The organism is Sphingomonas sp. Leaf34, from assembly GCF_001421805.1.
In the GTDB taxonomy this organism is placed as follows: domain Bacteria; phylum Pseudomonadota; class Alphaproteobacteria; order Sphingomonadales; family Sphingomonadaceae; genus Sphingomonas.
On record NZ_LMLC01000001.1, the window covers coordinates 884,845 to 909,817 of the forward strand.

The 24,973-nt window shown below is 68.4% G+C and carries 26 protein-coding genes; 20 read left to right on the forward strand and 6 right to left on the reverse strand.

Annotated elements, in window-relative coordinates; all coding sequences use genetic code 11:
* Position 1: 1 nt before the first annotated feature.
* Positions 2-1,030: a tRNA (adenosine(37)-N6)-threonylcarbamoyltransferase complex transferase subunit TsaD gene (tsaD, locus tag ASF00_RS04030; protein ID WP_055874398.1), complete on the reverse strand. Its 1,029-nt coding sequence runs from the start codon at positions 1,028-1,030 to the stop codon at positions 2-4.
* Positions 1,031-1,090: 60 nt separating this feature from the next.
* Between tsaD and hemC the strand changes: the two genes are divergently transcribed.
* Entirely contained in the window at positions 1,091-1,996 is a 906-nt protein-coding gene (gene hemC, locus ASF00_RS04035) for a hydroxymethylbilane synthase (protein WP_055875393.1), read from the forward strand.
* 7 nt (positions 1,997-2,003) lie between these two features.
* Positions 2,004-3,650 carry a uroporphyrinogen-III synthase gene (locus ASF00_RS18915; protein WP_235525602.1) on the forward strand — a complete coding sequence of 549 codons (1,647 nt, stop codon included), beginning with the start codon at positions 2,004-2,006 and terminating at the stop codon, positions 3,648-3,650.
* A gap of 405 nt (positions 3,651-4,055) precedes the next feature.
* Here ASF00_RS18915 and ASF00_RS04045 read toward each other — a convergent pair whose 3' ends face one another.
* On the reverse strand, positions 4,056-4,934 hold the full coding sequence (locus tag ASF00_RS04045; protein ID WP_055874401.1) for a flagellin N-terminal helical domain-containing protein: 879 nt from the start codon (positions 4,932-4,934) through the stop codon (positions 4,056-4,058).
* A 284-nt stretch (positions 4,935-5,218) separates the two neighbouring features.
* Positions 5,219-6,133 (reverse strand): flagellin N-terminal helical domain-containing protein, encoded by a 915-nt coding sequence (locus ASF00_RS04050; protein ID WP_055874404.1) that lies wholly within the window; start codon positions 6,131-6,133, stop codon positions 5,219-5,221.
* A 299-nt stretch (positions 6,134-6,432) separates the two neighbouring features.
* On the opposite strand from ASF00_RS04050, the gene ASF00_RS04055 reads away from it, so the two are divergent.
* The 18 genes from ASF00_RS04055 (at position 6,433) to ASF00_RS04140 (ending at position 21,959) form a co-directional block, all read left to right on the forward strand.
* Entirely contained in the window at positions 6,433-7,743 is a 1,311-nt protein-coding gene (locus tag ASF00_RS04055; RefSeq protein WP_055874408.1) for a sigma-54 interaction domain-containing protein, read from the forward strand.
* Positions 7,740-8,102, forward strand: coding sequence for a flagellar hook-basal body complex protein FliE (gene fliE, locus ASF00_RS04060; RefSeq protein WP_055874411.1), 363 nt, complete (start codon positions 7,740-7,742; stop codon positions 8,100-8,102). Before ASF00_RS04055 ends, fliE begins: the two co-directional genes overlap by 4 nt.
* Before the next feature lies 1 nt (position 8,103).
* Positions 8,104-9,780, forward strand: a complete 1,677-nt coding sequence (fliF, locus tag ASF00_RS04065; RefSeq protein WP_055874415.1) for a flagellar basal-body MS-ring/collar protein FliF — start codon at positions 8,104-8,106, stop codon at positions 9,778-9,780.
* Entirely contained in the window at positions 9,777-10,787 is a 1,011-nt protein-coding gene (gene fliG / locus ASF00_RS04070) for a flagellar motor switch protein FliG (protein ID WP_055874417.1), read from the forward strand. The genes fliF and fliG overlap by 4 nt, the downstream gene beginning before the upstream one ends.
* On the forward strand, positions 10,780-11,508 hold the full coding sequence (locus ASF00_RS04075) for a FliH/SctL family protein (protein WP_055874420.1): 729 nt from the start codon (positions 10,780-10,782) through the stop codon (positions 11,506-11,508). The genes fliG and ASF00_RS04075 overlap by 8 nt, the downstream gene beginning before the upstream one ends.
* Positions 11,508-12,833: a FliI/YscN family ATPase gene (locus ASF00_RS04080; protein ID WP_055874423.1), complete on the forward strand. Its 1,326-nt coding sequence runs from the start codon at positions 11,508-11,510 to the stop codon at positions 12,831-12,833. The genes ASF00_RS04075 and ASF00_RS04080 overlap by 1 nt, the downstream gene beginning before the upstream one ends.
* A 1-nt stretch (position 12,834) precedes the next feature.
* Positions 12,835-13,260 carry a hypothetical protein gene (locus ASF00_RS04085; protein WP_055874426.1) on the forward strand — a complete coding sequence of 142 codons (426 nt, stop codon included), beginning with the start codon at positions 12,835-12,837 and terminating at the stop codon, positions 13,258-13,260.
* Between the two features lie 96 nt (positions 13,261-13,356).
* Positions 13,357-14,511, forward strand: a complete 1,155-nt coding sequence (locus ASF00_RS04090) for a flagellar hook-length control protein FliK (protein ID WP_055874429.1) — start codon at positions 13,357-13,359, stop codon at positions 14,509-14,511.
* 19 nt (positions 14,512-14,530) lie between these two features.
* Complete coding sequence (locus tag ASF00_RS04095; RefSeq protein ID WP_055874432.1) at positions 14,531-15,157, forward strand: flagellar basal body-associated FliL family protein; 627 nt, start codon at positions 14,531-14,533, stop codon at positions 15,155-15,157.
* A 3-nt stretch (positions 15,158-15,160) separates the two neighbouring features.
* Positions 15,161-16,123, forward strand: a complete 963-nt coding sequence (locus ASF00_RS04100; protein WP_055874435.1) for a flagellar motor switch protein FliM — start codon at positions 15,161-15,163, stop codon at positions 16,121-16,123.
* Positions 16,120-16,422 (forward strand): flagellar motor switch protein FliN, encoded by a 303-nt coding sequence (fliN, locus tag ASF00_RS04105; protein ID WP_055874438.1) that lies wholly within the window; start codon positions 16,120-16,122, stop codon positions 16,420-16,422. Before ASF00_RS04100 ends, fliN begins: the two co-directional genes overlap by 4 nt.
* A gap of 6 nt (positions 16,423-16,428) precedes the next feature.
* Positions 16,429-16,683, forward strand: a complete 255-nt coding sequence (locus ASF00_RS04110; protein ID WP_055874442.1) for a flagellar biosynthetic protein FliO — start codon at positions 16,429-16,431, stop codon at positions 16,681-16,683.
* Complete coding sequence (gene fliP, locus ASF00_RS04115; RefSeq protein ID WP_082463202.1) at positions 16,680-17,630, forward strand: flagellar type III secretion system pore protein FliP; 951 nt, start codon at positions 16,680-16,682, stop codon at positions 17,628-17,630. Before ASF00_RS04110 ends, fliP begins: the two co-directional genes overlap by 4 nt.
* Positions 17,631-17,634: 4 nt before the next feature.
* Entirely contained in the window at positions 17,635-17,904 is a 270-nt protein-coding gene (gene fliQ / locus ASF00_RS04120; RefSeq protein WP_055874447.1) for a flagellar biosynthesis protein FliQ, read from the forward strand.
* A 241-nt stretch (positions 17,905-18,145) separates the two neighbouring features.
* Positions 18,146-18,919, forward strand: a complete 774-nt coding sequence (fliR, locus tag ASF00_RS04125) for a flagellar biosynthetic protein FliR (protein ID WP_082463203.1) — start codon at positions 18,146-18,148, stop codon at positions 18,917-18,919.
* On the forward strand, positions 18,919-20,061 hold the full coding sequence (flhB, locus tag ASF00_RS04130; protein WP_055874451.1) for a flagellar type III secretion system protein FlhB: 1,143 nt from the start codon (positions 18,919-18,921) through the stop codon (positions 20,059-20,061). Before fliR ends, flhB begins: the two co-directional genes overlap by 1 nt.
* Positions 20,062-20,118: 57 nt before the next feature.
* Positions 20,119-21,564 carry a flagellar filament capping protein FliD gene (gene fliD / locus ASF00_RS04135; protein WP_055874454.1) on the forward strand — a complete coding sequence of 482 codons (1,446 nt, stop codon included), beginning with the start codon at positions 20,119-20,121 and terminating at the stop codon, positions 21,562-21,564.
* Positions 21,561-21,959 carry a flagellar export chaperone FliS gene (locus ASF00_RS04140; protein WP_055874457.1) on the forward strand — a complete coding sequence of 133 codons (399 nt, stop codon included), beginning with the start codon at positions 21,561-21,563 and terminating at the stop codon, positions 21,957-21,959. The genes fliD and ASF00_RS04140 overlap by 4 nt, the downstream gene beginning before the upstream one ends.
* 3 nt (positions 21,960-21,962) lie before the next feature.
* Here ASF00_RS04140 and ASF00_RS04145 read toward each other — a convergent pair whose 3' ends face one another.
* Genes ASF00_RS04145 through lysA form a run of 3 tightly spaced genes read right to left on the reverse strand, consistent with a single transcriptional unit; the run spans position 21,963 to position 24,963 of the window.
* The gene (locus tag ASF00_RS04145) at positions 21,963-22,916 is read right to left on the reverse strand and encodes a CorA family divalent cation transporter (RefSeq protein WP_055874460.1); all 954 of its coding nucleotides are present in this window, start codon (positions 22,914-22,916) and stop codon (positions 21,963-21,965) included.
* Positions 22,913-23,716, reverse strand: a complete 804-nt coding sequence (locus ASF00_RS04150) for a precorrin-2 dehydrogenase/sirohydrochlorin ferrochelatase family protein (RefSeq protein ID WP_055874463.1) — start codon at positions 23,714-23,716, stop codon at positions 22,913-22,915. The genes ASF00_RS04145 and ASF00_RS04150 overlap by 4 nt, the downstream gene beginning before the upstream one ends.
* The gene (gene lysA, locus ASF00_RS04155; protein ID WP_055874465.1) at positions 23,701-24,963 is read right to left on the reverse strand and encodes a diaminopimelate decarboxylase; all 1,263 of its coding nucleotides are present in this window, start codon (positions 24,961-24,963) and stop codon (positions 23,701-23,703) included. The genes ASF00_RS04150 and lysA overlap by 16 nt, the downstream gene beginning before the upstream one ends.
* Positions 24,964-24,973: the final 10 nt, after the last annotated feature.

Sequence of the window (24,973 nt, forward strand, 5' to 3'; positions counted from 1 at the left end):
TTCATGCCTTCACCCCCGCGCCACGCACCGCTTCGGCGTTGGGGTCGAGCGGCCAGCGCGGGCGCGCGGCGACGTCGAGCGGATCGGTGAAGCCCGCGGCGAACCGCTCGGCGCCCGCCCAGCCGATCATCGCGGCATTGTCGGTGCACAGCCAGAGCGGCGGCGCGACGAAGCGGAGGCCGTGTGCGCCAGCGAGCGCCTGCAACGCGCCGCGCACCGCGGTGTTGGCCGCGACGCCGCCGGCGACGACGAGCGCGGTAGCGCCGTGCGACGTACGCAACGCCTTGGTCGTGCGATCGATCAGGCAATCGACCACCGCGGCCTGGAACGAGGCCGCTAGATCCTCGGGCGAATATTGCCCGACGACGCGTGCGACCGCGCTCTTCAGCCCGGCGAACGAGAAATGCGGTTCGGCCGAGCCTTTCAGCGGACGCGGCAGCGGGACTGCCTTCGGATTGCCAAGCGCGGCGGCGCGTTCGACCGCGGGGCCGCCGGGAAAGCCCAGGCCGAGCAGCTTGGCGGTCTTGTCGAACGCTTCGCCGGCCGCGTCGTCGATCGTCGTCGCCAACCGCTGATACGCGCCGACGCCCTCGACCAGCAGCAACTGGCAATGGCCGCCGGACACGAGCAGCAGCAGGTACGGAAATTCGAGATCGGGGTCGGACAGCCGCGGCGAGAGCGCATGACCTTCGAGATGGTTCACCGCGATCAGCGGCTTGCCCGCGGCGTGCGCGAGCGCCTTGCCCGTGACGAGCCCGACCATGACGCCGCCGATCAAGCCCGGCCCCGCGGTCGCGGCGATCGCATCGACTTCGGCGAGCGTCAGCTTCGCATCGGCCAGCGCCGCGACGATCAGCGGCTCGAGCGCCTCGACATGCGCGCGCGCGGCGATTTCGGGGACGACGCCGCCGAACGGCGCGTGCGCGGCCTCCTGTCCGAGCAGCCTGTGCGCGAGAACCTGCCGGTCGCCGGTGACGAGCGCGGCGGCGGTTTCGTCGCAGGAGGATTCGATGCCGAGAATGATCATCATGGCTCTCTATATGGGTGCGCGAAGCTTGTCGAAGCCCCGCCCTTTCTGCATGGCGCCCAGATGACTCGTTTTCGGCTCGGTACGCGGGGGTCGCCGCTCGCTCTCACCCAGGCAGGCCTGGTGCGCGACGCGCTGTGTACGGCGCATGGCTGGTCGCCCGACGATATAGAAATCGTCGTGATCCGCACCACCGGCGACCGCGTGCAGGATCGCGCGCTGGCCGACATCGGCGGCAAGGCGCTGTGGACCAAGGAGCTTGATCGCGCGCTGCACGACGGCGACATCGATTGCGCGGTGCATTCGATGAAGGACGTCGAGACGATCCGGCCGCAAACGCTGAAGATCGCGGCGATGCTGCCGCGCGCCGACGTGCGCGACCGGCTGATCGGCGCGGAGACGCTGTCCGACCTGCGCCAGAACGCGGTGGTCGGCACGAGTTCGCCGCGACGGCGCGCACAGATGCTGCGGCTGCGGCCCGATCTGGAGATCGTGCTGATCCGCGGCAATGTCGACACGCGGCTCGGCCGGGTAACGAGCGGCGAGATGGATGCGACGTTGCTGGCCGCCGCCGGGCTCGACCGGCTCGGGCGCGACGACGGCCATGCGATTCCGACCGACGTGATGCTGCCCGCGCCCGCGCAGGGGGCGGTCGGGATCGAGGTGCTCGCTGGACGCGCGGCGGGCGGGATGGTCGCGGCGATCAACCACCGCGATACGAGCCTGTGCGTGCTGACCGAGCGTGCGCTGCTCGCGCGGCTCGGCGCGGACTGTCACTCGCCGGTCGCGGCGCTGGCGTCGCTCGCGGGCGAGACGCTGACGCTCCGCGCCGAGCTGATCGCGGAGGACGGCGCGTGCGACGTCGCGGGATCGATCGAGGGGACGGTCGACGACGATCTCGGAACGGCGCTTGCCGAAGACCTGCTGACCCGCGCGCCCGCCAGCGTCCGGCGGCTGTTCGCGGCATGACGCCGCCATGACCCGCATGGTCGTGGTGCTGCGGCCGGAGCCCGGCGCCACGCGCACCGCGACCGCGCTGCGGGCGCACGGGCTGGCGGTGCGGCAGGTTCCGCTGTTCGCGGTCGTGCCGGTCGATTGGACGCCGCCCACCCCGACCGGGTTCGACGGGCTGTTGCTGACGAGCGCGAACGCGGTGCGGCATGGCGGGGCGGGGCTGGACCTCTTTAAGCGGTTGCCGGTCGTGGCGGTCGGCGCCGCGACCGCGGCGGCGGCAGCCGAAGCGGGGTTCGCGGTCGCGGTGATGGGGGACGACGACGCACGTGCGGTCGTCGCCGCGGCGCGGGATCGGGGCTTTGCACGGTTGCTCCATCTCGCGGGGCGCGAGCGGGCGCCGACCGAGGACGGGGTCGAGGCGGTCACCGTCTATGCCGGAGATGCCGTCGCGGTGGCGGCGGACGTCGTGCGATCGTTCGACGATGCGCTGGTCCTGGTGCATTCCGCGCGCGCCGCGACGCGGCTGGCCGAGCTGGTCGACGACGCCGGCGCGGACCGCGCGCGCATCGCATTGATCGCGATCAGCCGCGCGGTCGGCGACGCGGCCGGGACGGGCTGGGCCGCCATCGCGATCGCCGCCGCACCGACCGATTCCGCGATCGTCGCGCTCGCGGCCGCGCACGCCGACACGCGCGCGATTGACCAGCGCACGCGCGGCGGGGATAAGCACGCCATGAGCGACTACGTGCCGACCGATCGCCCACGGGCACGCGGACCCAAAATGGGTGTCATCCTGGCCTTGATCGGCCTGGCGTTCGTCGCCGGGCTCGGGCTGATGGGCTATGCCGTCCGCACGCTGCCATGGTTCGCCAATCTGCAGGCCAGCAGCGCCGCGTCGACCGCCGCAGCGCAGAAGCTCGCCGCGAGCAGTTCGGGCTATATCCCGTCGCAGCCGCTCGGCCCCGACGGCCAACCCCAGGCTAATCCACCAGTCGATACGACGGTGCTGGCGACGCGCGAGGCGACTCTGGCGGCACAGTTGACCGCGCTCGAGGCGCGCGCCGCGGCGATTACCACGGACGCCAGCGCGGCGGGCGGGCAGGCGACACGCGCGGAAGGGCTGATGGTGGCGTTCGCCGTGCGCCGTGCGCTCGATCGCGGGGTCGGGCTCGGCTATCTCGAGGAGCAGTTGCGGCTGCGCTTCGGCCAGGCGCAACCGCGTGCGACGACGTTGCTGATCCAGACGGCGCGCCAGCCGGTGACGCTGGAGGATCTTCGCCAGGGGCTCGACACTATCGCCCCCGACATCACGACCTCGACCGGCGAAGGCTGGCTCGACACGATCCAGCACCAGATCGATTCGCTGGTGGTGCTGCGCAAGGCCGGCACGCCCTCGCCGATGCCGACCGATCGCCTCGCCCGCGCGCGCCGCCTGCTCGAAGCCGGCCAGGTCGAGGCGGCGCGTGCCGAAGTCGCGCGTCTGCCCGGCGCGGCGCAGGCCGGCAACTGGATGGCCGCCGCACGCCGCTATGTGGTGGCGCGCCAGGCGCTCGACGTGATCGAGAACACCGCGCTGATCGGCCAGGCGGGGCAACCTCAGCCCGCCCCGGTCGTGATTCCGGCGCCGGTCATCGTGACGCCGGCACCGGATCCTGCGGGCGGCGTTTAACCCCGCGGCCGGCAGGTCGCCAGGCGCAACGGTCGCTGGCGTCTGGCTGGCATAATGGGTGCCGGTGATTTTGATCGCGGTGTCGATTTCGTTCGCGATGGTGATTTCGATCGCGGTAGCGCAGTCGGCGGCATAGCCCGGCCCGCGCTGCGGCGGCCATTTCCCCGGTAGACCGTCCCGCGCCATGGCTGTGCGTCCAGCCGCTAAGACCAATTCTGATGGTCATGCGCGCGACGTCGGCGCAACGTGCCGGGTGTCGCGCGCATGACGCGCGACGCCTTTCGCACACAAGCAAAAACCCCGACGACCGAAGCCGCCGGGGTTGCGTACCGCGCGCAACGGGTGCGCGCGGATCCGACCGGCATCGACATCCTCGGGGGGGCGATGCCGATGCCGATACTCGGATTACTGAAGCAGCTTCAGGACGCTCTGCTGGCTCTGATTGGCCTGGCTGAGCATCGCGGTCGACGCCTGGCTGAGGATCTGCGCCTTGGCGAGCGCGGTCGTTTCGGCCGAGAAGTCGGTGTCTTCGATACGGCTCTTGGCGTCCGACAGGTTGGTCGCGTTCGAGGTCAGGTTGTTGACCGCCGACTGCAGCTGGTTCTGCGACGCGCCGAGCGATGCGCGACGGTTCGAGACGAGCGAGATCGCGGTGTCATAGTCCTGAAGGCCACCTTCCGCAGTGATCGTGGTAACGGAATCCGTCGTCGTCGATTTGACGACCGTACCGACTCCGCCGGTAGGTGCGGCAACCGTTCCGGCCGCGACGGCGCTGAGGCTGCTGCCCAAATTGAGCTCGATGGCATCGACGCTATTGGCGCCGGCCTGAATAGGAACAATCTTCGCCTCTCCGGCCGCACCGGCCTTACCGGCGAACAATGCGACACCGTTGAACGTGGTGTTCGTCAGAACGTTGTTGATCTGCTTGGCCAACGCGTCCTGCTCGGTCTTGATGTTGGCCTTGTCGGCTTGTGAATAGGTGCCATTGCTCTTCTGCACCTCGAGTTCGCGCATGCGCTGCAGATTGTTGCTCACCTCGTCGAGCGCGCCCTCTGCGGTCTGCGCCATCGAGATGCCGTCGTTCGCGTTGCGGACGCCCTGGTTCATGCCCTTGATCTGCGCCGTCATCGACGACGAGATCGCCAGGCCGGCGGCGTCGTCCTTGGCCGAATTGATACGCTTGCCGGTCGATAGACGCTCCATCGATGTGGCCAACATGTTGGACGCCTTGGTCGAAGCATTGGTCGCGCGGAGCGCGGAAACATTGGTGCCGATGACAGTCATTGTGAACTCCAGTGATCTTCGGCGATCCCCGCCGCCCCCGTGGCGAAGGGCCGTGCCGCCACATTAGGTAACGGCCAGCGCGCCGCGGACTTAAGTGAAACCGGCCAATTCTTGCCGTTTTTTTCTTTGGTTTACAGAAACTTGCCGGCAAACCGGCAGACGCCGGGAAACGCAAAACCCCTCGCCAGCACGAAGCTGTCGAGGGGTCGGGATGCGCTATCGTCACGGCGGATCCTAACGGCGCCGTCACCCTAAGGGGGCGGTGCCGGCGCCGCGGAGCGGGATCAGCCGAGCAACTTCAGGACGCTCTGCTGGCTCTGGTTGGCCTGGCTGAGCATCGCGGTCGACGCCTGGCTGAGGATCTGCGCCTTGGCGAGCGCGGTCGTTTCCGCCGAGAAATCGGTGTCCTCGATGCGGCTCTTGGCGTCCGACAGGTTGGTTGCGTTCGAGGTCAGGTTGTTGACCGCCGACTGCAGCTGGTTCTGCGACGCGCCGAGCGATGCACGACGGTTCGAGACGAGTGCGATCGCGTTGTCATAGTCCGCCAGTCCACCCTTGGCGACCACCGCGGTCGGCGTGGTTTTGTCGACTACCGATCCGACGCCCCCAGTCAACGAAGTACCACTGACGGTCGCTTCTGCTCCTAGATCGCTACCCAAGTTCAGCGAAATGGTGTCGCTTGAATTCGCTCCCGCCTGGATGGAAACTTTTCCGCCAGCGACAGGTTGGGTGAGGACGGTGGTCCCATCGGTATCGTAAACGGGGCCCCTTGCGCCAACGCTGCCGTCAAACAGCTTGACGCCATTAAAGGTCGTATTGGTCAGCACGTTGGAAATCTGCTTGGCCAGGGCATCCTGTTCCGACTTGATGTTGGCCTTGTCGCTGGCCGAGTAGGTGCCGTTGCCCTTCTGGACTTCAAGTTCGCGCATGCGCTGCAGGTTGTTGCTGACCTCATCGAGCGCGCCTTCAGCGGTCTGCGCCATCGAAATGCCGTCATTCGCGTTGCGAATGCCCTGGTTCATGCCCTTGATCTGAGCGGTCATCGACGACGAGATCGCCAGACCGGCGGCATCGTCCTTGGCCGAATTGATGCGCTTGCCGGTCGACAGGCGCTCCATCGACGTGGCCAGCATGTTGGAGGCCTTGGTCGAGGCGTTGGTCGCGCGAAGCGCCGAGATGTTGGTGCCGATGACAGTCATGAGAATCTCCGTGATCTTCGACGATCCGCGCCGCCCCCATGGCGAAGTGCCGATCCGTCGAGTGAGGTAACGGCCGCTTCGGGACAGACTTAAGCAAAAAGATTCAGCCCCGCAGCGACGCGACCCGCCGGCTCAACCGCGCCTCACAGGGGTCAGCGCATAGGGGCTCGCGCGCGCAAACGCGGCGCGCACGTATGCCTGCGCGAACGCGCCCGGAAATAATCTGCCGGTCGACGGCAGGGTTTAACCGCGAATTTACCACCCTTGGCGCATTCCCCGAATCGTCCAGGGGGAACACCATGCGTTCGATCTTTCCATCAGCTGCAGTCACTTCGCGGAAATACGCGCTCGTCTCGTCGCTGCGGGCGCAGGGCTTCGGCGTGGGCTCGTTCGAGACCAGCCAGCCAGCGCCGAACGACCTGTTCCTGATCGCGGATGGCGAGGGTATCACCGCTCCCGCCCGCACCGTCGTGATCGGCTGCGAAGGCCGCCAGGTGACGCCGTCGCGGGATGGTGCGCCTGCTCGCATCAGCTTTGCCGCGGAGGACACCGCGGTCGGCAACGGCTTCGCGCGTGCGCTGATCGGCGGTCCCGAGATGCCGACCGCCGCCGACCCCGAATCGCTCGCGTTGCTGGCGCTGGCCGAGCGCGTCGCCGCCGCCGACATCACGGTCCTTATCAACGGCCCGACCGGCACCGGCAAGGAAGTGCTCGCCCGCGCCATCCACAACGGCTCCGCACGCAAGGACAAGCCGTTCATCGCGATCAATTGCGCCGCACTCCCGGAATCGATGCTCGAGGCGCTGCTGTTCGGGCACCAGAAGGGCGCGTTCACCGGCGCGTCGTCGGGGGGGGACGGCTTCTTCCGCGCGGCAAACGGCGGCACGATCCTGCTCGACGAGATCGCCGAGATGCCGCTCCAGCTGCAGGCCAAGCTGCTCCGCGTGTTGCAGGAGCGCGAAGTCGTGCCGCTCGGCGCCTCGGTGCCGCAGCCGATCGACGTCCGCGTCATCGCCTGTGCCAACCGCGATCTCCACGCCGAAGTCGCCGCGGGCCGGTTCCGCGCCGATCTCTATTACCGCCTCGCCGTGTTCCCGCTCGCGACCAAGTCGCTCGCCGAGCGTCCGCAGGATATCCCCGCGCTCGCCGCCACGCTGATCCTGCGTCACGCCGGCAGCCGCACTGTCATTCCCTGGCCGAGCCATGCGGCGATCGAGCAGCTGATGCTGCACGATTGGCCCGGCAACGTCCGCGAGCTCGAGAACGTGATCCAGCGCGCGCTGCTGTTCTGCGGCGGCGACACGATCGAGGCGAACCACATCGTGTTCGACCGCCCCGTGTCGATGACCTTCCAGCGCACGGCACCGGTCGTCTCGCTCGCGCCCCTAGCACCGTCGGAGCCCGAGACGCCCCCCGGGACTCTGGGCAACATCGTCCAGATGAGCGAGTTCGCCGCGATCCGCGAGACGCTGAAAGCCTGCAACGGCAGCCGAATCGAGACCGCCAAGCGCCTCGGCATTTCCGAACGCACGCTGCGCTATCGCCTCGCCAAGGCGCGCGAGCAGGGCGACGATATCGGCAACGTGCATAATTGGGCCGCCTCGGCATGAGCGGCGTCAGCGGAATAGGCGGCGGCGCGATGAGCGTCGACCGCGTCATGGCGCTGCGTTCGCAGATTCTCGAACGCAACCAGGCGCTGTCGCGCGCCGGGGCGAGCGGCGCCGTAGCGCCGACCGAAACGGTCAAGCCGACCAGCTTTGCCGACACGATGGAAACCGCGCTGAAAAGCGTCAACGACGGCCAGACCCAGGCCGCCAAGCTCAGCGAAAGCTATGAGCGCGGCGAAACGGTCGACATCGCGAAAGTGATGCTCGCCCGCCAGCAGGCGTCAGTCGGGTTCGAGGCGACGTTGCAGGTCCGCAACAAGCTGCTGTCCGCCTACAAGGATATCATGAGCATGCCGGTCTGACATGAGCACCGCACTCATCCCCGCTTCGTCTGGTGCAACCGAACGGTTCGCCAATCCCCTCCAGCAGATCAAGGGCGTCATGGCGCAGCCGGCGGTTCGCCGCTCGCTGCCGATGGCACTGATGGTCGGCCTGATCGCCGCCGCCGCGCTGGCGTGGATGAGCCTGTCGACGCCGACGCAGAAGACGCTGTTCAGCGGCCTGCCCGATTCCGACAAGGCCGCGGTCACGTCCGCGCTGACCACCGCCAACATCAAGAGCCATATCGACGAGGGCACCGGCGCGCTCACCGTCGGCGAGGACGATTACAGCCGCGCCAAGATGCTGCTGGCGGGCCAGGGCCTGCCCAAGGCGGCACCGGGCGGCTATGCGATCCTCGACCAGCTGCCGATGGGCGTCAGCCGTGCGGTCGAGGGCGAACGCCTTCGCCAGGCGCGCGAATCCGAGATGGCGAAGTCGATCGAGGAGATCGACGCGGTCGCCGAGGCGCGCGTGCACCTCGCCATGCCCGAGGCGTCGGTGTTCGTCCGCGACAACGCCGCGCCATCGGCGTCGGTGATCCTGAAGCTCCAGGGCGGGCGGTCGCTGAGCGAGGCGCAGGTCGCCTCGATCATCAACCTCGTCGCCTCGTCGGTGCCCGGCATGAAGCCCGAGGCGGTGACGATCGTCGACCAGATGGGCGCGCTGCTCACCAAGGCCGGCGGCAGCGACGGCGCGGGGGCTGCCAGCGACGCTCGGATCGATATCCAGCGTCGGATCGAGGACAAGTATCGCACGCAGCTGATCGCGCTGCTCACCCCGCTCGTGGGCGCGGGCAACTTCACCGCCGAGGTGCAGGCCGACGTCAATCTCGACGAGAGCCAGGCGACGCGCGAAAGCTATGAGAAGCAGGGCGTCCTGCGTGCCGAGACGGGCAACTGGACCGGTAACCAGAAGGACGGCGCCGCGGGCGCTCCCGGCGGCATCCCTGGTGCGCTGAGCAACACGCCGCCGGCCGCCAGCACGCTGTCCGCCCCGCAGGCCGCGACCGGCAACCCCGGCGCGCCCGCCGGGCAGCCCGTCGCCGGCGGCCCCGCACCCGACGCGATGAAGCAATCCGACCAGTATCAGCGCGCCTATGATCTTGGCCGCGAAGTGTCGGTCACGCGTGCCACGCCCGGCGGCGTCAAGCGCCTGTCGGTCGCCGTCCTCCTGCGCGATCCCGAAAAGGGCCGGCGGACCGCGATGGAGATCAACCAGATCACCGATCTCGTGAAGAGCGCAGTCGGCTTCGACCAGGCGCGCAACGACAACGTGACGGTGATCAGCCGCAAGTTCGCCGGCGTCGATGCCGCCGCCGATGCCGGCCCGTCATGGTACGACAATGCGTGGCTGCCGGTGCTCGCGCGCAATGGCACCGCGATCCTGATCGCGCTGCTGGTGCTGCTGCTCGGCGTGCGGCCGATCGCCAAGGCGCTGATGAAGAAGCGCGACGACGCCGGCGCGCGCCCCGCGCTCGGCCAGCCGATCGGCGCGGCCAACGCCGATGGTATGACGGTCGCCGCGCCGGTCAGCCTCGATCAGCTCGAGAACACGCGCGGCTATGACGACCGGATCGGCGCGGTCCGCGGCTTCACCCGCGACAATCCGACCCGCGCCGCGCTCGCGGTCCGCGACATGATCAAGGCGGACGCGAAGTGACCGAGGTTGCGCTCCGCACCTATACCGGCGTCGAGCGGGCCGCGGTGCTGATGATGCTCGTCGGCGAGGAAGAGGCCGCCGCCATCCTCCAGAAGCTCGAACCCGAAGAGGTGCGACAGCTCGGCGCAGCGATGTTCAAGGTCGCCGACGTGTCGGAGCAGGAAGTCGAGGACGTGCTCGACGATTTCGTCGACCGCGCGCGCGAGCGTACCGCGATCGGCTTCGACCCGCGCCCGCAGATCGAGGCGGTGATGAACCGCGCGCTCGGCCCCGAAAAGGCGGAGAGCGTGCTCGCACGCATCACCCCGCCCGAGGCCGCGTGCGAACTCGAACTGCTCGACTGGCTTGACGCGACCGAGATCGCGGCGATGATCGAGAAGGAACATCCGCAGATCGCCGCCGTCCTGATCGCCAACCTCGACGCGTCGATCGGCGGTCAGGTGCTCGAACTGCTGCCCGACGCGGTCCAGCCCGACATCCTCCACCGCATCGCCCGGCTTGGCCCGATCACACCCGAGGCGGTCGAGACATTGAAAGTCGTGCTCGCCAACCGTACCGCCTCCGCGCCCGGCTCGGCCGGCGTCACGCTGGGTGGCACGCGCGAGGCCGCCAAGATCCTGTCGGGCGCGCGAAAGGCGACCGAACAGCGCGTGATGCCGAAACTGTTCAAGATCGACCGCGAAGTCGCAAAGGCGATCGAGGAGGCGATGTTCGTCTTCGACAACCTCCTCGAACTCGACGACAAGAATCTCGGTACGCTGATCCGCAACGTCGACAGCGAAATTTTGACCAAGTCCTTGAAGGGCGTCGACGAAGGCGTCCGAAACCGCTTCCTCGGCTGTATGTCGGCGCGCGCCGCCGACGGCATCCGCGACGAGATGGAGGCGCGCGGACCGATGAAGCTCGCCGAAGTGCTCGAGGCGCAAAAGGCGATGATCGCGATCGCGCGTGGGCTCGCGAAGGACGGCACGATCCAGATGGGCGGGGGCGAAGACGATTATGTCTAACGGATTCACCGCCGGCTTCGCGTCGCGCCACACCACCACCGCGCACATCCTGGCCGGCGCGTTTGCGCCACCCTCGGGTTTTGCCGCCGCGGATATCCGCGAGCGCGCGAGCGTCCGCCACACGCCGAATTTCGCCGCGCCGAGCTTCAGCACGGAACCCAAGCATTTCAGTCCGGCGGACAAGGACGTGAACCCGACCGCGGGCTGGGATCCGCTTGATCCGGCGAGCGAATCGTCGTTCATCGATCCGCTCGCCGCGGCGCATGCCGCCGGGTTCGCCGAAGGACTCGCCGCCGCGGCGCTCGCGGCGCAGGAGACCGCGAACCGCGACGGTGCGCTGCTCGGCGACCTCGCCACCGCGCTCGGCGCCGACCGGATCGACCGCGAGCGGGTCGCCGCGCAACTCCGCCAGACCGTCCTGTTGCTCGTCTCGAAGCTCGTCGGCGAGGTTGGTATCGCGCCGGACATCCTCGCGGGTCGGATCGAAACCGCTGCCGAACTGCTGGCCGACTCCGCCGAATCCGCGCTGCTGCGCGTCCACCCGGACGACGTCGCGCTGCTCGAAGGCCGGCTGTCGAAATCGATCTTCGCGGCGGGGGATCCGAGCGTCGCGCGCGGCAGCTTCGTGCTCGAAAGCGCATCGACGATCGTCGAGGATGGCCCCGAGCTCTGGATCGACCAGCTGGCGCAGGCGATCGACCGCGTCCCGGTGCCCCGCTGATGCTCAATCGCTTTACCGCCGATTATCTCGAAACCCTCTCCAACACCGATTTCGTCGCCAAGCCAAAGGTCTCCGGTCGCCTCGCCTCGTTCGACGGGCTCCTGATGGAAGCGGTCGGACTGACCCTGCCGGTCGGCACCGTCTGCCAGGTCGGCGAAGGCGCGGCGAGCGTCGAGGCTGAAGTCATCGGCTTTCGCAACGGCCGGACGCTGATGATGAACCTGGGCGGCCCCGCCGCGCTCCTTCCGCGCGCGCCGGTCAAGCCGATCGGCGCGCCGGGCGAAGCCGAAGTGGGTGCCGCCATGCTCGGCCGCGTCGTCGATGGCGCGGGCAAGCCGATCGACGGGCTCGGCCCGATCCGTGGCGCGGGTCGCTGGCCGCTGGCGGGCAAGCTCCAGTCGCCGCTCGATCGCGGGCGGGTGCGCGAACCGCTCGACGTCGGCGTGCGCGCGATCAACGGCCTGCTGACGATCGGCCAGGGCCAGCGCGTCGGCATCATGGCGGGCTCGGGCGTCGGCAAGTCGGTGCTGCTGGGCATGATCGTCCGCGCCGCGCAGGCCGACGTGATCGTCATCGGCCTGATCGGCGAACGCAGCCGGGAAGTCGCCGACTTTCTCGAAACCAAGGTCGCTGGCACCGCGCGGAAGCGATCGGTCGTCGTCGCCGTCCCCGCCAATCACTCCCCCGTCCTCCGCATCCGCGGTGCCTTGCGGGCGCACGCGATCGCCGAATCCTTCCGCGATGAAGGAAAGAAGGTCCTGCTGATCATGGATTCGCTGACCCGCGTCGCGCATGCCGGTCGCGAGATCGGCCTTGCGCTCGGCGAGCCCGCCTCCGCGCGCGGCTATCCGCCTAGCGCGATCGCGATGCTCCCGAACCTGATCGAGCGCGCCGGCGTCGACGTCCACACGGGCGGGTCGATCACCGCGATCTACACGGTGCTGGCAGACGGCGACGACGGCAACGATCCGGTGGTGGATTCCGCACGGTCGATCCTCGACGGCCACATCGTCCTCAACCGCCATCTTGCCGAGCGCGGGATATACCCCGCAATCGACATCGGCCCGTCGGTCAGCCGCGTCATGACCGACATCGTCCCCTCGCATCACGCCAAGGCCGCGCGGACGTTGCGCCGCCACCTCGCCACGTACGAGGAAAACCGCGATCTCGTGCTGATGGGCGCGTACCGCCACGGTGCCGATCCCGCGATCGACGCGGCGATCGCATGCCATCCGGCAGTCATGGAATATATCCGCCAGGACGCCGACGAAAACGTCTCGCTCGACGACGCGGTTGCCGAACTGACCGGCGTGTTCGGCGGCTGACATGGCGGATGCCCGCAGCAAGACGCTGGCGCGCATCCACCGCGTCCGCACGCTCCAGCTGGGGCTGACCCGCGCCGACGAAGCCCGCGCGCACGACAAGTTCGCCAGCGAACAAGCGCTGTCAGGCCGTATCGCACGCCTCGCCGAAGCCGTCGCGCCGGTTCATGAAACGCAGGTCGCCGTGTCGCTCGGCGCGGCCGCGCATTACCGCGACCGCCTGCAACAATCCGCCAACGCCGCCGTCGAGCGCGTGCAGGCGGCGGAGTCTCGTGTCGCGCGCGCGACCGAGGCGACACGTGCCGCCAAGCGCGACCAGAGCGCGGTCGAAAAGCTGCTCGCACGCGCCGATGCCGATGCGGTGCTGAAGGCGATCCGCGCGATGGAAGACGCGCCCGCCTTTCGGAAGGTTCGGCACGATCCTTGCTGAGTAACGGGCAGACGCCCGAACGCGAGTGCCCGAATGATCCAGACCGCGACCCTTTCCCCTTCCGCCCCTCTCCACCCGCGCACAGCGTCTGCGAAAATGGGCGGCAAATCGGGCGATTTCGCCGACTCCTTCGACATGGTCAGCGACGAGGCGAAACCTGATTCCACCGCCGCAGCGCCGGAAGATGAGCCGCGGCAGGATGACGCCGCGACCGGCAATGGCTTGCCGCTCCCCGGTATCGTAGCCGACCCCGCATTCGTGTGGACGCCGATCATCGCGACGCCCGTTCCCGTTTTCCCTGCTTCGCCGGCTGTCATGGGCGTTGCGGATGCGACCGGCACGCCGTCGGCGATCGTGCACCGGCCGGTATTCACGCAGATGACGCCTCATGCCCCAACGGCAACGCCGACGGCGACGCCGGCACCGACGCCAGCGTTTACCGAGCTCGATGCCGCCCCGCCCCCAACGCTGACGCCGCCCCCGCCCCCGGCGCAGGCAGGCGGCACGCCCGCGATGCAACTCGCGGCTGCGATCATGGCCGCGGTGCCGCCAGCGAGCGCGAGCGCACAGGCCGTGGACACGCCGACCACGGCTGTGACCGCCACCGACATGGTGCGGTGGACCGCGCCCGCTACGTCCCCCGTTATCCTCGCCGCGCCACGACCCGACGTCCAACCCGGCATCGTTCCCGCGCAACCCGGTACGGTCGCCGCGGCCGCGATGGTGTTCGGCGCGGCGATCCAGGCGGCGACCGGGAAACGCGACGAGCCCGACATCCCCGCCGCCCCCTCCGATACGCCGCTGACCCCGGTGGGTGCCGCCGCGACGCATGAGATCAAGGTCGCCGATACGCAACAGGCGCCGCTCGACATGCGCCAGGAGCGCTGGCCGCACGCGATGATCGAGCGGATCGAGATGCTCCGCGACGCTGCCGATGCGGTCGACACGCGCATCCGCCTCGTCCCCGACGCGCTCGGCGCGATCGACGTGAGCGTGAGAAAGGACGGCGACGGGGTGCGCGTCCACTTCAGTGCCGAACAGGCCGCGACGCGGACGTTGCTCGCGGACGCGCAACCGCGGCTTGCAGACCTTGCCGAGGCGCGCGGGTTGAAGCTTGCACAAGGATCGCTCGGTGACGCCGACCGCGGCGCACCGCAGCAGCGCTCGCCGACGCCTCCCCAAACCTCGAATCGTCTCGCATCGGCCTCGACCCTGATCGCGAACACGCCCGACGACATCCGAATCGCTTGAACCGAAGGACCACGACACCATGAGCGACACAAAAGAAACGCCTGACGCCGCGCCGAAGAAAAAGGGCAAGATGAAGACGATCCTGATTGGCGGCGTGGCGCTGCTGGTGCTGGTCGGCGGCGGCGTCGGCGCAGGCGTCTACGCGTCGAACGCAGGCCTGCTTGGCGGCGGTCATGCCGCGGCGGCTGACGACGGCAAGCCCAAGCTCGTCCCCAAGAGCGAGCAGAAGCATGCAACCGAGGGCGGCGAAGGCGGCGGTCATGGCGGCGACGAGGCTGCGCCCGAAAACCATGGGATGAAGCCCCCCGCAGGGCAGGGCGGCGACAAATACGCCTCGACCTACTACCCGCTGGAGAAGGATTTCACCTCCAATCTCCAGGACTCGGTGCACTTCGTCCAGGTCGGCGTCGCGGTCTCGACGCCCTATGACGACACCGTCATCACCAACCTGAAGACCAACGACATCGCGGTCCGCTCGGCGATCCTGATGGCGCTCGGCGACACCACCGAGGAGCAGGTGATGAGCAGCGACGGCAAGCGTCAATTGCAGGTCCGACTGGCCAAGGCGATCAACGATACGCTCAAGCAGAAGGAAGGATTCGGCGGCATCGGTAACGTTTACTTTACCAGTTTCGTCGTTCAGTGAGGCATGGTTAACGAGGCCTCAGCAAAGACACGCGAGCGACGCGACCGGGATCGCTCCGGCGCACCCAAGGACGGCGTGCTGCATCAGGGCGTGCTGGGCGGGGCCAAGCTCAATCCGTTCGGCGACCTGCATTCGTTGCAGCATCTCTCCGCCCGGTTCGCGCGCGGCCTGCGCGGCGTGTTCGAGCCGCTGCTGCGCCAGGAGGTCCGCTGCTGGGCCGAGCCCTTGGTCGTCCAGCGCTTCACCGACTACCGCGCCGAGCGCAGCGACGCGCTCACCGCATGGCTGCCGCTGATCATGACGCCGGGCATGGCGCAGGCGCTGTGCATCATGGACGGCAAGTTCGTGCTCGAGATGCTCGACATGTTCTTCGGCGGCACCGGCGCCGCGCCGCACGTGCTGCCGAGCGAATTCTCCCCCGCGGCCGAAGCGATGGTCGCGCGGATCGGGCAGATGATCGCAACCCCGCTCAAGACCGCGTGGGAGCCGATGGCGCGGTTCGACTTCCTGCCGACGCGTGTCGAGGTGAACCCGGCGATGATCGCCGATCTCGACGGCGAGGATGCGATGATCGTCACGCGCTTCGGCATCGCCGCGGGGAACGCGAAGCCGGTGTTCCTCGACCTCGTCTACCCCGTCTCCGCGCTGAAGCCGCACGCGCCGTCGCTGACCGCCAAGGTCGTCGGCAAGTCGGCCGAGCCCGATCCGGCATGGCGCAACGAGCTGACCCGCGCCGCCATGAACGTGCGCTTCCCGATCCGCTCGGTCCTCGCCGAGCCGGTCGTCAAGCTGACGATGCTGATGGACCTGAAACCCGGCGACGTGATCCCGATCACCATCTCGGGCGACGTGCCGGTGATGGTCGGCAACAACCGGCTCGGCTGCGGCACGGTCGGCACGTCCAATGGCTTCGCCGCCATCCAGCTCACCTCGATTACCCGTTTCGACGAAGGATTTGCAGCATGAACGACATGACCGGAGGCTTCCCTGTTGACGCCGCCGTGGCCGCCAATTTCCGGCTGCTCCAGGATGTCGACGTCAAGCTGACCGTCGAGATCGGCTCGACCAGCCTGACGCTGCGCGAACTGCTCGCGCTCGGCGAATCCAGCGTGATCGAGCTCGATCGCCAGGCCAACGAACTGCTCGACGTGTTCGTCAACGGCACGCTGATCGGCCGCGGCGAAGTCGTCACGGTCGGCGAGCGCTTTGGCGTGCGGATGACCGAACTCGTCAGCCCCGACAAATCGCTCGTCGGGCGCGGCTGACCCCCGATGCTCTGGACCTATATCCTCAAGCTCGTCATCCTGCTGCCGCTGGTGTGCGGCCTCATGTTCGGCTGCCTGTATCTGTGGCGCAAGTTCGAGAGCCGGATGCCGGGCAAGCCGTCGACCCGGCTGATCGGCGTCAAGGAAACGATGATGATCTCGCCGGGCCTGCGCCTCGCGGTGATCGATTTCGAGGGCCGCCGGCTGCTCGTCTCGGTCGGTCGTGGCGGCGTGCATTTGATCGACAAGGTCGACGCATGACCGCCGCTGTTCGTCCGACGGTGACCCGCAAGGGCTCGGGCCCGGCCTTGTTTGCCGCGTCGACCGCCAAACCGTTTTCCCGCGCACGCGGAAATCCAGGAGCCACGAACGGCGCGCTGCTTGGTCCTGGATCCCCGCGTTCGCGGGGAAACAGCCTAGTTTGGATAGGGCTCGCCCTTCTCCTCGCCCTCTTCCTAGCCATGCCCGCCTTCGCCCAAGCCGTCCCCGCCCCGACCAACCCCGCGGTCGGCGACGCGGTCGATCGCGCGCTCGGCCAGCTCGGCGGACAGGCCGCAGGCAATACCGGCCAGAGCGGTTCGCTGTCGCTGTCGCTGCAAGTCCTCATCATCATGGGGCTGCTCACGGTCCTGCCGGGCATCCTGCTGATGATGACCAGCTTCACGCGGATCATCATCGTGCTCGCGATCCTGCGCCAGGCGCTCGGGCTCCAGCAGACGCCGCCGAACCAGGTGCTGCTCGGCCTGTCGCTGTTTCTGTCGTTCTTCATCATGGCGCCGACGATCAGCCAGATCAACACGACCGCGATCCAGCCCTATGCCGCCGGGCAGCTGGCCGGCACGCAGATGATCACCACCGCGGGCGTCCCGCTCCACGCATTCATGGTGAAGCAGACGCGGATCAAGGACGTGACGATGTTCGCGCAGATCGCCAAGTCCGGACCGTATGCGTCGTCCACCGACATCCCCTTCTCGGTCCTGCTCCCCGCCTTCGTCACCTCGGAGCTGAAGACCGCGTTCCAGATCGGCTTCCTGATCTTCCTGCCGTTCATCGTCATCGATCTCGTCGTCGCGACTGTCCTGATGTCGCTCGGCATGGCGATGCTCAGCCCGACGATCATCTCGATGCCGTTCAAGCTGCTGCTGTTCGTGCTCGTCGATGGCTGGGCGCTGACGATGGGCAGCCTCGCCAACTCGTTCGCGACCTGAGACCATGGATGCGCAATATTTCCTGACCGTCGCCAACCAGACGATGTGGGTGCTGGCACTCGCCAGCGCGCCGATCCTGATCCCGGCGCTGCTCGCGGGGCTGATCCTCGGCATGATCCAGGCGGCGACGTCGATCAACGAGCAGACGCTGTCGTTCGTGCCCAAGCTGGTCGTGGTCGCGGTGTCGATCCTGATCTTCGGTAGCCTGATCCTCGGGTTGCTGAGCGATTTCACGATCGGGATCTTCGAGCGTATTCCGGATCTCGTTAAGTGAGGCGCAGCGCCAGCGCGGCGACGTCCGCGCACTCAGCGCAAGCCCGGCCGGCCTTGGCACAGCCAAGGACCGACGACGCGGCTTTGCCGCGGCGCTGGCACGCCGAACATGCGACCGTCTCTTCTGCTCCCCTTCCGCTTGCGGGAGGGGTCGGGGGAGGGGCTGACCAAACAGACCGGACGCCAGTACGTACGTCGCGCCCTCCCCTAACCCCTCCCGCAAGCGGGAGGGGGATTTAGTCGTGCTGGGCTTCGGGCTTTCGATCGAGCCCCAACTCTGGGCGCTCGTGTTCGTCATGATCCGCATCGGCGCGACGTTCATCGCCGCGCCGGTGTTCGGGTCCGTCTCGGTGCCGCTGACCGTGCGCGTCACGCTGTCGGGCGCGATCGGCTTCCTCGTGCTCGCGGCGCATCCGATCGTCCCGCCGCAGACCATCTTCGCGGTCTCCACCATACTCTCCGCCGCCGCCGAGGCGCTCGTCGGCCTCGCGCTCGGCTTCGTCCTCCAGATCGCGTTCGCCGCGCCTATGATCGCGGCCGAGGTGATCGGCGGCGCGATGGGCCTCGGCTTCGCCTCGTCGATCGACCCGCAGAACGGCAAGTCGTCGCCGGCGCTCGGCCAGTTCTTCTCGATCATGCTGACGTTGCTGTTCCTGTCGGTCGACGGCCATCTGATCCTGATTGACCTGCTCGTGAAGAGCTATGACGTCCTGCCCCCCGGCGCCGCATGGATCGGCGTCGAGCGGCTGAAGGCGATCGCGTTCTTCGGCGGCTACGCGTTCCTCGCCGGGCTCTTGCTCGCACTCCCGGTCGGCTTCCTGCTGCTCTGCCTCAACATCGTCGTCGGCATGTTGAGCCGCGCCGCGCCCTCGCTCAACCTGTTCGCGGTCGGCCTGCCCGCCAGCCTCGCGGTCGGCGTCATCACGCTGGCGATCGCGTTCCCGACGATGGGCGACTATATGCTCGTCATCGTCCGCGAAGGCCTGGCCGCCACCGAAAACCTGGTGCTCGGCTGATGTCCGAGGAAGGCGGCGAAAAAACCGAAGCCCCAACCGCCAAGCGCAAAAAGGATGCGGTCGAGAAGGGCGACATCCTCAAATCGCGCGACTTCGCCACCGCGCTCAGCATGCTCGCCGGCGTCGCCTGGCTGATCTACGCCGGCCCGACGCTGATCGTCGCGTGCAAGGCGATCATGAGCTCGAGCTTCCAGTTCACGCATGCAGACGTCGAGGATTTCGCGCCCTGGCGCCCGCTGATGGAGGCGGGCGGCAAGCTCGCCCCCTCGCTCGTCACCTTGTTCATCGTCAGCATCGGCGCGGCGATCCTGAGCCAGGCAGGGCTCGGGTCGCTCGGCTTCAACGGCGGTCTGCTCGCGCCCAAATACAGCCGCGTCGATCCCACCGCGGGGCTCAAGCGGATCTTCGGCGTGAATGGCTGGATCGAGCTCGGCAAGTCGCTGCTGAAGGTGATCCTGCTCGGTACGATCGGCGGCTGGATGCTGTGGAACGCGGCGCATTCGACGATGGGGCTCGCCTCGTCCGCGGATCTCAACCAGGCGCTGTCGACGCTCGGCGGGATCTTCAAGGGCATCCTGATCGCGATGGCGTTCGGGCTGTGCGCGATCGCGGGCATCGACCTGCCGATCCAGATCATCCGCCGCCTCGGCAAGATGCGGATGTCGAAGCAGGAGGTGAAGGACGAGCACAAGTCGACCGAGGGCAATGGCGAGGCGAAGGGCCAGATGCGCGCGAAGATGCGCGCGATGGCGAGCGGGGGCTTACGCAAATCGGTCGCGGAGGCGCATGTCGTGCTGACCAACCCGACGCACTTCGCCGTCGCCCTCCGCTATGATCGCGGCAAGGACCAGGTGCCCGTGGTCGTCGCCAAGGGCCGCGGCGCGACCGCACTGGCGATCCGCGAACTGGCCGCGGAGGGGCGCGTTCCCGTGCTCGAATATCCGATGCTCGCGCGCGCCGTCTACTACACGAGCAAGGAAAACCAGGAGGTCCGCGACGACCTGTACATGGCGATCGCGACGGTGCTTGCGTTCGTCTTCGGGCTGAACGCGGCGGCCGGCGGTACGGCCGCGGGCGTCCAGCCGTTCGTCACCGTGCCCAAGGACGCACGGTTCGACGAAAACGGCATGAAACAGGCCTAAAGATCCCCGGCGAACGGTCGTTCTTACAGATGCGCGCGCACGTGCAGGGAATTCGCCATGGTAACATCGACCAGCAGCACGACGGCCACGCCGACTCCGACACCCACGCCGACCGCACAAAGCGCAGTCAACGCCGCGACGCAGGCGCTGCTGACCGGGCTCAGCGCAGGCTCGGGCGTCGATACCGGCACGCTGGTCACGTCGCTGGTCGGAGCGCAGTTCGCCGCGCGCACCGCCGCGCTGAAATCCAAGTCGGACACGCTCACGTCGCAGATCTCGGGTGTCGCCTCGCTCAAGAGCACGATGACCGGTTTTTCCACCGCGCTCGCCAATCTGGTGAAGGGCGGCAGCCTGCAGACCCAGCCGACCAGCTCGAACGCCGCAATCCTGTCCGCCACCGCGCAGTCGGGCGCGAAGCTGTCGGGCCTGTCCGCCAGCGTCACCGTCACGCGCCTCGCCACCGGCCAGGTCGCGCGCACCAACACCCCCGTCCCCGCCACCGAGCGCGCGACCTCGCTCGGCACCGGCGCGCTGACGCTCAAGATCGGCACCGGCGATGACATCGCGATCGATATCGGCGACGGCAGCATCGATGCGATCGCAGCCGGCATCAACGCGTCGAAGAAGGGCGTCACCGCCTCCGTCGTCACCGATGCGCAGGGACGCGCGTTCCTGTCGGTCAAGGGCGCGACCGGCAGCGACAACGCGTTCACGCTGAAGGGTACGGACAGCGACGCGCTCGACATCGGCGGCACTGCGACCAACACGAGCCTGGTCTCGACCGCGCAGAATGCGCAGATCACCGTCGACGGGATCGCCGTCGAGCGCCCCGGCAACACCGTCAGCGATCTCGTCGCGGGCGTGACGCTGCAGCTCAACGCGGTGTCGACCGTCCCCGTGTCGCTGACCAGCACCGCGCCGACCGACGCACTGACCCAGGCTGTGAACGACGTCGTCACGACCTATAACGAAGTGCTCGCGACGGTCACCGCGCAGACCGATCCGATCACCGGCAACCTGCGCGCCGATCCGGCGGCAAAGTCGCTGCTGAGTTCGCTCAAGGCGCTGACGTCGAAGCCGCTGGTCGGCGGCGCGGTCGCCGGTCTCCCGCGGACGCTGTCGGAGCTGGGCGTCGCCACCAACACCGACGGCACGCTGCGCGTCGACAGCGCGCTGCTCGCCAAGCAGCTTGCCGCCTATCCCGACACGATCGAATCGATGTTCGCGCCGTCGGGCACCAACGCGCTCGGCCTGTCCGCAGCGCTGACCGCGCTGACCACCAGTGCGACCAGCACGCTGACCGGCCTGGGCGCGTCGACCGTGCGCTACACGGCGGCGCAGTCGGACGTCACCAAGCAGCAGGACAAGGTCACCGACCAGTCGGCGCAGCTCACCACGCGCCTGACCCAGCAATATGCCAGCATGAACGCGCGCGTGTCGGCGTATAAATCGACGCAGACCTTCCTTACCGGCCAGATCGCCCAGTGGAACAAAACTTCGTGACCTACGCCTCCACGCTCGCGCGCGACCCGTTCGCTACCTACCGCCAGATCGACGCGGTCGGCCGTACCGCGACCGCGGACGGCCCGGCGCTCGTCCAGCTGCTCTACAAGGAACTCGTCGCGGCCTTGCGCGCCGCCGCCTGGGCCTGCGAAAAGCGCAAGTTCGCGGTCAAGAGCGAGCGGATCACGCGCGCCACCGCGATCCTGTTCGCGCTCGAGGCCGGCCTCGATTTCGAAAAGGGCGGGCAGGTCTCCGAGACGCTAGCACGGCTGTACGGCGGCGCGCGCAAGACCGTCATCAACGCATCGCTCGGCCATGACCCCCAGCCGTTCCGCGACTCCGCCGATATGCTCGATGAGATCGCCCAGGCCTGGCGGACCGCCAGCGCCGCCTGACCGCTAGCGGCGGAACCAGTGGCGCATCGTGAAATACGCCACGACCCCCACCGCGATCAGCACGCAGGCCGCCGCGATCGCGTCGAACGCCCAGGGCTCCTCGGCATAGGGCAGCCCCTTGACGTTCATGCCGTACAGCCCGGTGAGGAACGTCAGCGGCAGGAACACCATCGCGGCGATCGAGATGATCAGCGAGCGATTGTCGATCTGCTCCGCGCGCATGTCGGTCAGCGTCTCGTGGATCAGCGCCGCGCGTTCGCGGATCGATTCGAGCTCCTCCGCCATCCGCGCGGCACGATCCGCCGCCGCCGCCAGATGCAGCCGGTCGTCCCCCGCCAGCCAGTCGCCGGGCAGCGCCGCCAGTTTCTCCAGCGCGGCGCGTTGCGGGCTGAGGAAGCGTTTGTAGCCGATCGCCGCCACGCGCACCTTGCTCACAGCACGGCGCAGTTCGAACACGCGGTTGGCGTCGAGCTGCTCCTCGCAATCGTCGAGCTCGTCGCCGAGCGTCGCCACGTCGGGATCGAGGTCGGCGGTGATCGCGGTCGCAAACGCCGCGATCAGGTCGCCCGGATCGCGGACCTCGCCGCGTTCGACCATCTTCTCAACCTCGGCGACCGCGATCAACGGTTTGCGCGTGACCGAGAAGACCCGCCCCTTCACCGCCCAGATCCGCACCGAGGCGAGCAGATCGGAGGTGTCGAGTTCCTCCTTCGATCGCCCGCGCAGATTGAGGAATGCGCCCTCGCCGACCGCCTCGCAACGCGGCCGCGTCTCGGTCGCGGTCAGCGCGTCGACGACATAGTCGAGCAGCCTGGCCTCGTCGCGCAGCCAGGACTGCGCATGCTCGGCGGTGGTCGACAGATGTACCCAGACCAGATCCGCGGTATTGCCCAGCGCGTCCTTCACGTCGATCCGCGCAGCCTTGCCGTCGGTGACGCGAAACCCGAACCCGCTCACCGCGCCATCTCGATCTCGATCGACAGCCCGGTACCGGGATCGGCGGGCATCGGCGCGCACAGCCGCGCGGCATCGGCACGCGCGCGATCGAGGATCGCCGCGGGGGCGTCGGGCCCATGATAGACCCGGTCCGCACTCGCCAGCGCACGTGCCTGCCGCAGCGTCAGGTCTTCGGGATCGTCGGACAGCAGGACCAGCGTGATCGCCACGTCGCGCGTCGCAGCGGGGGTGCCCGTCGGCGCCAGCCACGCATCGACATCGTGCGTCGGCGACAGCGGATCGAGCAACCCGCCCGCCGCCATCGCGGTCGCCAGCGCGCGGCGGCGCTCGCCCATGTCGGGCCAGCGTTTGCGCAACGCGCCGCGCGCCGCCTGCAACGCCAACGCGAGCCTGCCCAGATCGCTTGGCACCAGCGCCTCGAGCCGCTGTCGCAACGCCGCAGCCAGCCCGGCCGACACGCCGCTCGTCCCGATCGCGATCAGCACCGGCGCGCGGTCGACGATCGCGGGCAGCATGAAGTCGCACAGCGCCGAACGGTCGACCGCGTTGACCAATATCCCCCGCGCCTTCAGCCGCACGACCGCCGCCAGCGCCTCGTCCTCCTCGTCGATCGCGACGATCGCGAGCGAGGCCGTGGCATCCTCGCCGACCACATCGGCGCCCGCGCGGTCGAGCAACCGCCGCTTCGCATCCGCCGCCTCGCCTTCCCCCAGCAGGATCACCGGACGCCCCGCCAGCCGCACGAACAGCGGCAGGCTCTGTAGCGGAGGCGGCGGCGCGGTCGTCACCGCTTGAGCCATTCCGGCACGCGCTCGGCGGCCAGGATCGTCTCGGGCTGGATCCGGTCGGCAACCACCGCGAACCGGTCGCCATCGACCAGCACTTCGGGCACGAGCGCACGGCTGTTATAGGTCGACGCCATCGTCGCGCCATACGCCCCTGCGGTGCGGAACACGCCGAGATCGCCCGATTTCACGACGTCGATATCGCGCCCCATCGCGAAGGTGTCGCCGGTCTCGCACACCGGCCCGGCGATGTTGGCGGTCATCCGCTCGCCGGTCGGCGCGACCGCGACGAAGTCGTGATACGCATCGTACATCGCGACGCGCGCGAGATCGTTCATCGCCGCATCGACGATCACATACGGGTTCACGACGCCCGGCTTCACCCAGATCACCTCGGTCAGCAACACGCCCGCATTGCCCGCGATCACGCGTCCCGGCTCGAACATCAGTTCGACGTCCCACCCGGCGGTCGCACGCGCGACCATCGCCCCATACTCGGCCGGGCTCGGCAACACGTCCTGGGGCTTGTACGGGACGCCCAGGCCACCGCCCAGATCGACGCGGCTGATCCTGTGCCCGGCCGCGCGCAGTTCGGCGACCAGCTCGCCGATCCGCGCATAGGCGGCTTCCAGCGGCGCTAGGTCGGCAAGCTGGCTGCCGATGTGGATCGCGACGCCGCGCAAATCGAGGCCGTCATGCTTCGACAACCGGTCGAACATACCGACCGCCTGGTCGATCGCGACGCCGAACTTGTTCTCCTTGCGCCCGGTCGAGATCTTCGCGTGCGTTCCCGCGTCGACGTCGGGGTTCACGCGCAGCACTGCTGGCGCGCGTTCACCGCGAGCATGCGCCAGCGCGGCGAGGACTTCGCCCTCCTCCTCCAGCTCGAGATTGAACTGGCCGATCCCGGCATCGAGCGCCTGCGCCAGTTCGCGCCGCGTCTTGCCGACGCCCGAGAAGACGATGTCCGACGCGGGGATTCCCGCCGCCAGCGCGCGCTGCATCTCGCCCGCAGAGACGACGTCGGCGCCATAGCCTTCGTCGGCCAGCACGCGGAGCACCGCGACGTTGGGATTGGCCTTGATCGCATAGGCCAGGTGGACGCGGCCCGCGGGCTTCAGCGCGTCGCGAAACACCTGCGCATGGCGGCGGAAGGTGGCGGTCGAATAGACATAGACGGGGGTACCGACGGCCTCGGCGATCGCCGGCAGGGCGACGTCCTCGGCATGCATCACACCGTCACGATAGGCGAAATGGTTCATGGATCAGGTC

Bases quoted from the DNA above. Each gene is read 5' to 3' on its own strand.
- tsaD (WP_055874398.1), bottom strand. From the start codon at position 1,030: ATGATGATCATTCTCGGCATCGAATCCTCCTGCGACGAAACCGCCGCC.
- hemC (WP_055875393.1), top strand. From the start codon at position 1,091: ATGACTCGTTTTCGGCTCGGTACGCGGGGGTCGCCGCTCGCTCTCACC.
- ASF00_RS18915 (WP_235525602.1), top strand. From the start codon at position 2,004: ATGACCCGCATGGTCGTGGTGCTGCGGCCGGAGCCCGGCGCCACGCGC.
- ASF00_RS04045 (WP_055874401.1), bottom strand. From the start codon at position 4,934: ATGACTGTCATCGGCACCAATGTTTCCGCGCTCCGCGCGACCAATGCT.
- ASF00_RS04050 (WP_055874404.1), bottom strand. From the start codon at position 6,133: ATGACTGTCATCGGCACCAACATCTCGGCGCTTCGCGCGACCAACGCC.
- ASF00_RS04055 (WP_055874408.1), top strand. From the start codon at position 6,433: ATGCGTTCGATCTTTCCATCAGCTGCAGTCACTTCGCGGAAATACGCG.
- fliE (WP_055874411.1), top strand. From the start codon at position 7,740: ATGAGCGGCGTCAGCGGAATAGGCGGCGGCGCGATGAGCGTCGACCGC.
- fliF (WP_055874415.1), top strand. From the start codon at position 8,104: ATGAGCACCGCACTCATCCCCGCTTCGTCTGGTGCAACCGAACGGTTC.
- ASF00_RS04075 (WP_055874420.1), top strand. From the start codon at position 10,780: ATGTCTAACGGATTCACCGCCGGCTTCGCGTCGCGCCACACCACCACC.
- ASF00_RS04080 (WP_055874423.1), top strand. From the start codon at position 11,508: ATGCTCAATCGCTTTACCGCCGATTATCTCGAAACCCTCTCCAACACC.
- ASF00_RS04085 (WP_055874426.1), top strand. From the start codon at position 12,835: ATGGCGGATGCCCGCAGCAAGACGCTGGCGCGCATCCACCGCGTCCGC.
- ASF00_RS04090 (WP_055874429.1), top strand. From the start codon at position 13,357: ATGGGCGGCAAATCGGGCGATTTCGCCGACTCCTTCGACATGGTCAGC.
- ASF00_RS04095 (WP_055874432.1), top strand. From the start codon at position 14,531: ATGAGCGACACAAAAGAAACGCCTGACGCCGCGCCGAAGAAAAAGGGC.
- ASF00_RS04100 (WP_055874435.1), top strand. From the start codon at position 15,161: ATGGTTAACGAGGCCTCAGCAAAGACACGCGAGCGACGCGACCGGGAT.
- fliN (WP_055874438.1), top strand. From the start codon at position 16,120: ATGAACGACATGACCGGAGGCTTCCCTGTTGACGCCGCCGTGGCCGCC.
- ASF00_RS04110 (WP_055874442.1), top strand. From the start codon at position 16,429: ATGCTCTGGACCTATATCCTCAAGCTCGTCATCCTGCTGCCGCTGGTG.
- fliP (WP_082463202.1), top strand. From the start codon at position 16,680: ATGACCGCCGCTGTTCGTCCGACGGTGACCCGCAAGGGCTCGGGCCCG.
- fliQ (WP_055874447.1), top strand. From the start codon at position 17,635: ATGGATGCGCAATATTTCCTGACCGTCGCCAACCAGACGATGTGGGTG.
- flhB (WP_055874451.1), top strand. From the start codon at position 18,919: ATGTCCGAGGAAGGCGGCGAAAAAACCGAAGCCCCAACCGCCAAGCGC.
- fliD (WP_055874454.1), top strand. From the start codon at position 20,119: ATGGTAACATCGACCAGCAGCACGACGGCCACGCCGACTCCGACACCC.
- ASF00_RS04150 (WP_055874463.1), bottom strand. From the start codon at position 23,716: ATGGCTCAAGCGGTGACGACCGCGCCGCCGCCTCCGCTACAGAGCCTG.
- lysA (WP_055874465.1), bottom strand. From the start codon at position 24,963: ATGAACCATTTCGCCTATCGTGACGGTGTGATGCATGCCGAGGACGTC.